2 protein-coding genes are annotated in these 7,212 nt (G+C 27.5%); both read right to left on the bottom strand.

What is annotated here, in order from left to right; translation table 11 throughout:
* The coding region (locus ACMUOV_RS07500) for a hypothetical protein (RefSeq protein WP_413854510.1) at positions 1 to 414 on the bottom strand (414 nt) is incomplete at its 3' end.
* A 97-nt stretch (positions 415 to 511) separates the two neighbouring features.
* Entirely contained in the window at positions 512 to 7,132 is a 6,621-nt protein-coding gene (locus tag ACMUOV_RS07495) for a hypothetical protein (RefSeq protein ID WP_413854509.1), read from the bottom strand.
* Between the last annotated feature and the right edge of the window lie 80 nt (positions 7,133 to 7,212).

Here is a 7,212-nt window from a genome sequence, read left to right as displayed (position 1 = left end):
ATTTAAGATTTCTGTTTTCTTTTTGTCATTCTTTATATTTTCGGTTAACCATTTTGTGCTTACATCACCGTAAGCTCCTTCCAAATAGACATTGGTTACTCCGTATTTCTTATCAAACATTTCTATAATATTACTGATATTTTTTTGAACTTGCGGATGGCAATGTAAATCCTGTATGTTTATTATTACTCTGTCGGTTCCTGCAAAGTGGCTTTTGGTTATTTTCCCGTAACTGTAGGGCAATATAAAATCAGTAAATATTTGTTTGTATTGCGTTGCATCTACCGTCGGCATTGCAGCTACCGCTACTGCATCACGACAGACCGAAGAAACAAAAAAACAAGCAACAACAAAAATTGCAAGCATTTTTTGTAGATTATAGGGTGATGATAATAATTTTTTTAGTGTTTTCATTTTATATTTTTCTTAAAAATCCCCCTTTCGGAACATTGTAATAAATGTTTTAGCCAAGAAAGAGGGATTTAAAAGAACTTTTTTTTAATATTATAAACTATGCAGCTGCTAACATACTTCTTGTTGCACTAATAGCCATAACCTCTACACTCTTACTACCTACTCTTGCTTTTGGTAATTGAGAATCTAATGCATCAAGGATATTTCTTGTATCTTCCAATGTTGCACGTGTTGAAGTGTCTATCTTGTATCTGTTTTGTTTTAATATTTCATCCATATTTTTCTTTACAAGTGACTCCAACTGTTCAACTGTCATCTCAAAATTTCCTTCTATCTCAAATAATTTATTCAAATCCTCACCTTGCATTGATAACTTTATCATTTCTATTGTAAGATAATCTCTTAAATCACTATATTCTCCACTCAATTTTTCTATTATTTCATTTTTATTATCTGTATTTCTTACTAAATACTTATTAACCGCTATTTCTTGCATTGCAAGCTGAGCAAAACCTCTTAAAGCTCCATAAGCTTCATATACTTTATCTTTTTCCAATAAATCTTGTAAGTCTGCATTTACGTCATCAACAAATACACCACTATTTATTATACTTTGTATATCATCTTTTGTTATATTTTCTACATCATCTTTCACTAATAATTCTGATAAATCTTTATTAAGTTTTGAACCTTCTGTGAAAAATTTATCTCCTTTAATTTCATTAAACTCACTTGCATTTATTCTCTTTAATACATCATTCTTGCCTTTTTCAAACTTTTGTGCAGGTGTCATTTTTATTTTTACTTCTATTTCTTTAGCTAATGATTTTATTGCACCTTTCCATGTTTTAAATTTATCTCCTATAATTTTGCCTAAAGCAGACAACAAGTTATTAGGTTCTGCCGTAACAAAATTTGCAACAAATTCTAAATTATCAATATTGTTAATATCTTCACCTGTAGTCATTAAATCCACTTTCATATTTTTTGATTTTAAAGTATTTTTTACTTTTACATTTTCAATTTGTCCTTTTGTCAGGCGTAATACTATATTATTATTATCAGCTTTTTCTACCAAATCATTACTTATTTCACCTTCTACTTGTAATGAAAAAGTTGTATTGGCAAAACCACTTTGCTTTGCAATCTCGTTTAATTTTGTAATTCCTTTTTCTGCTTTTTCTGATGTTTTATATACTACATTTAATCCATTTATTATACCATCTGCAAAAAATTTTATTACATCATTGTTTTCAATTTCTTCAGATGTTATATTTAATTTTATTCCTAAACCCATATTTTTAATTTCTGCTAATTGAGAATTTGTTAATTTTGTTAAATCTTCAAAACTAATTTCTACAGTATCAGCATCCTTCCCATTATTTCGTATATCATTTATAAGAGTTTCAGATTTTTGACCTTTTTGCGGAACATATGTAAGCCCCATACCTTCCTGTTGTGAATATACCGTAGATTCTCTTCTTTTTCTTGCTACATCAGCTTGATTAGTTGTACCAATTAAATTTACAAGCGGATTTGTACCAGGTGTATTTTCTGTAACAAAACTTACTAAATCTTCAACACTATTCTCTGTTGTCATCCCTTTTGTGTAGACAGCTTCTACTGTAATTACATTTCCTTTTTTTGATGTTAATATTCTTGTTTTACCGTCATTTGTTAATTTGCCTTTTCTTATTTGTTTATTTTCTCCTTTTATTTCTCCATTGATTATATTTACTTTACTCATATCTATGATTAATGCCTTTTCTGCATTATTTTCATCATTTTTAGCAAGTTCCATTTCATCAGATGTTGTTGTTACATATACCAAAGTATCTTCGTCTATTTCATCATTAAATATTTCAGCTACAAAGTTACTTAACTCAATTGCCATTTTATCGAAAGAAATAGATTTCGCTAAATAAGGTTTCAATTCTGTAAAATCATATATTTTTGAAACTGATTTATTTAAATTAAAATGACTACCAATATTTACACCAAACGTTATAATTATTGGAGCAACAACAGATAAAACAGCAGTAACCATCGACATTGGAGAACCTGTACTAAACAATGGATTAGAAATTGCCATAACAAAAAAAGGTAACCAAGCTAAGGAAGTAATAACAGCAGCTGAAAATGTAGCCTTACTTATTTCAAGAAAATTTTCTCTCATAACTAATCTGTTTCTCATAACTCCAGGAATATCTTTTTCCGTATATTGTTTATGACTATTTAAAAAATATCTTCCCAATATACCCACATTAAATAAATTTTGAATATGTTCTTCCGCTTTTGACAAATCATTACTATATTGTATTAAAATATATTTTATATCTTCTCTCGTATCTTCATTTGACAGGTTTACTAATTCACTAATAGCATCTTCTGTATTTGCCGTACCCATTCTTAGCTTATTAATTATTTTGTTTATCTCTTTATTTTTAGAACCAAAAATAAACGAGCTAATTCTATTAGCAATTGATGCAACTACCAACTCCGGAGCTTCCTTTATTGCCTCTTTTAATATTATTCCATCTGTTACCTCTCCTCTCTCATATTCTTTCATAAGGAAAGGAAAACTCTGTTGTTTTTGTTGTTCCTCACTTAATAAGTCTCTTTTTATCCATACTTTAGCATTTTCAATAATATCATCCTTATTTATTTTTCCTTCCTCTTTCATATCCTCACGAATGACAACACCTATTTCATTATACAATTTACTCCGTGAATCCATATCTATATCGTAATATCCTTCTATTTTTTGCACTTCTTCAATTACTTCTTTTACCTGCTCTTCCGTTAATATATATTTTTGAAGTTCTTTACCAATATATATCTGTCTATTCTTTCCCTCCTTATCTGTATATGAAATAATTCCATTTTCAAGTTTAACATTTTTATAATCTTTGTTCTCTCGCAATTGTTTATATATTTCATTTGAAACAAATTCATCACTAAAATTTTCATAATAAATACTTTGACTTCCTTCTACACTCCTAACATTTTTTAATTGAAGATTCTCTACTACCTGTTTCAGTTTAGATTTTTGTTTTCCAAATCTAATATATTGCGGTCTCATACCTTTTTCATAATAAAGAACATATTCATCAGATTGAATATCAGAATCTTTATCAATAAAACTAATTGTTGAACTTGGAATTATTTCAATAGTTCTAGCATATTTAGAATCGTTAAGGATTTCATTTATTTTTTCAATTTGTTTTAAAAATTCACTAATCGTTCCAACATCATTCGATTCTAAAATATCATTTTTTTCTATTTCTAGATAATTCAAATAATCTAAATATTTTTCATGCCTTAATAATTTTTCAAATTCATCATTTATTTGCCTTTTAACATCTTCTATATTAACTTCTGCCTTCTTTTCTTCATCCATCGTTGCCAATATCCAAGCCACCTTACCCATATTTCCTGCTATCATTTTAATTCTTTGTAATCCATATTTTTTATTTAAAATTTTTAAAAGTTCTTCTTGACTTGTATATTCTTCAATAAACTCTATATCATTAATTATATCTTTTATATCTTCATCAGAGCTGGAACTCTTATCAATTTTTTCTTTAATATTATCCAATTGTTTCTGATCTTGTTTTCCATAATCACTAGAATCAATTATTACTTCCTTTTGTTCTTGAACAGATTTTATCTTTTCTACTTTTTCTTGTTTTTCTTCATTTTTAACTTCTTCTTTTTTCTCTTTTCTAAAAAATTTGGAAATAAAGCTTAGTTTTTCAAAAGAATATACATTGTTTAGAATATGAAACATCATTGCAAGTATTGCAAAAGGAACAATTGCAGGCGAAAATATTCCTAAACTTAATGCTACTACAGGAATTGCATACGGTATTGAAATAAATCCTATCGGTGATTTTATTTTAGATATAAATAATCCTAATGAATCCTGTTCACTTTTAATATTATAAAACAACAAATTCTCTATTTGTTTTTCAAAATCTCTTTCAGATCTATAAAACATTATTTTTAATATATCTCTATATGAATCCGACATGTCTCTCAACAAAGTCTCTAAATCTTCTAATATCATTTCTTTCTGCCAAGAATTTAAATTTTCGCTATATACTACCTTTAATAATTCACTTGCTATATTTCTCACATCTTCATCTGTAGTATTTTCATTATTTAAAGCTTCACGCAATTTATCTAAAGCTTTTTTCGTTTCCAATTCTGAATAAATTTTGTTCCTTTGATCATTTGATAAAAATATACGATTAATAAAATTTTGTTTTATAACTGAATTAAATTCCCCTGCTTTCCATTCCCCAATACTATGTAATCCGTTAAATAAAACAAACCTTATAAATAAAAATCCGGGGATCGCTAACAACGGATTAACTAAACTTAATGCAAATAATGCTCCTATTCCAAATATTCCTTCTTCAAAAATAGGCATCACATAATTGTTTATCATTTCATTGTTTGTAAAGTATTGAGCAAGTGATAACTTTGCAGATTCTGCTTTTGTTTCTTCTTCTGTTTTTTGTTCTTGTTCTTGTTCTTTTTCTATCTGCTCATCTACTTTTTTAACTGCATCTATTATTAATTTTTGATAATCTTGTTTTTCTTTTTCAAAATTTTTCTTTGATTCTTCTTCTGTCGCTTCTTTAATTAAATCATCTAAATAATTAACATGTTTTGTTATTTCTTCCGGTGTTCTTATATTTAATTCATCTGATACTTTTTTCCAATATCCATAAAATTTTTGTTTTTCTTTTTCAAAATCTTTCTTTAATTCTTCTCTCGTCTCTTTTTCAATTAAATCATCTAAATAAAAAATTTGATTGTATCTGTCTTCTATTTCTTTAATACTTAAAACATATTCTCTTGATATTTCTTTATCTAAAATATCTTCTTCAATTTCTTCAATATCTTCATCTTCTACTACATTTTTTTCTTTTTCAACAACTTGTTGCATTTCTTGTTTTAATTTATCCCATTCTTTAAGGATACCATCCACTATTTCTTTTTCTTGATTATTTAAATTCAAAAGATTTACAGTTTCTTCGAACAAATACATAGTCCTTTCAACCGCGTAAATAGTATCCATTACCTTTAGATAATCACCATCTTTCATAATTTCTTCTATTGACAAACAATCATCATAGTTTCTTTTGAAATCTTTAGGGAAAAGGAGATGTGCTAATCTATCCCAAGGGTTATTCAAAGACCAACAAGAATGAATAAATAGCAACACACTTCTCATATCTCTATCTTGTGAATTTTGTAAACAATTTCCAATTGTTAACAAAACCGAAAGAATTCCGTCAATTTGCAAACCTACTAAATATTTTATTCTTGTTTCACTATCTTCATATTTCATTGCAGATTCAATTAAATATTCCCAAGGAGCTTGTAATGTATTTCCTATAACTAAAGATCCTTCTGATTTTTCTAATAGTTCTTTCACTTTACTGTTGTTTTCACCTGTTTCTTTACCTAAAAGAGAATAAAAACTACTTATATCTTCAATTTTTTTACTTTTTAAATCGTCTAAAGTTATTTTATACCTTACATCTGCTTCCGTTCTATTTTTTATTTTATCTGCTAAATCATCATTTAAGAAATTCAACAATTCATCTGCTCTTTTTTTAGCTTCTTCCTTAGTTTCTCCGGCTTTAATAAAATCCTCATCAAATAATCTTGTATCTATCATTTCTAAATTAGAAGAATCTTCAATAGAATCTTTTAATGGTAAATAATAGCTTTTATCATGTGTTTGTCCTGAAAGTTCTATTGCAGCATTACTTTTTACATTACCAGTAACTATCACTTTATCAATATCTCCAATAAAAGCCTCTTCAAATTTCTTATATTCAGTGTCACCACTATATGCAAGGTTTGTTAGATATTTTTCAAATTTTTCATCATAATTTTCATCATCAATATATAAACCGGCTTCTTCTCTTTTCTGCTCATTTGTTATTACATTTATAACATTTTTTACTTTTTTAAAAATTTCATTAAAATTATATTTATCAACAAATGATTTTTGTTCTTCTTGTTTTTGTTTTTCAGAATATTCTTTTAATGATACACCCTCTTTATAAAGGTCTCCGTTTTTATAACTAAGAACTTTTTCACTAGCTCCTTCAATAAATTTGTTTAAATATGGATTTAAGAATATTTGTTTTGCTGCTTCTTTAGCATTATCCGATAATTTACCCTTTGAAAATAAACTGAGAACTGTTGCAAAACTTGTTGCTTTTTCTTCGTTATTTATAATATCAACAATATAATTTTCTAATTTTTCACTATCTTGTCCAAATTCTTTTGCTATTACATCTGCTATAAGTTCTACACTTTGAAGATCAATATCATCACTTTCTACCTTTTCTGCATTAACTACTTTTTTTGCTATCTTTTCTATATAAGGAGATTGTTCAAGTGCTTTTTTAATATCATCTTTAGTACTACCAGGTTTTAAATTTAAATCCTGTAATAAATTTTGTTGAGTCTTTGTACTTAATGAGGCTATCAATGTTGCCAAAGTTTGGAAGTTGATTTCTTTTTGTTCTTTGGCTATTTCGTAATATGTTTTTTCCGCTTCTTTTACCCCGCCCTGAACATTCGGCGTTATTACTATGTAACTTACTCCTTCGTTCTGTAAAATATCGGTTACCGTTTGGCTGTGGAATCCTCCCGTTACTATTACATCCAACCTTGTCACTCTGTCCATATTCTCTATTATCTTATTTGTCTCTTTCGGCTCTTCTTTTACTTCCTCTATTTCATATGTCTCTATCCCGTCAAATATGT

It is taken from the genome of Candidatus Ruminimicrobium bovinum, from assembly GCF_902760015.1.
Classification (GTDB): Bacteria; Elusimicrobiota; Endomicrobiia; order Endomicrobiales; family Endomicrobiaceae; genus Ruminimicrobium; species Ruminimicrobium bovinum.
Note: the sequence above shows the minus strand (reverse complement) of the source record. Positions and strands in the feature narration are given on the sequence as shown.

Bases quoted from the DNA above. Each gene is read 5' to 3' on its own strand.
- ACMUOV_RS07495 (WP_413854509.1), bottom strand. From the start codon at position 7,132: ATGGACAGAGTGACAAGGTTGGATGTAATAGTAACGGGAGGATTCCAC.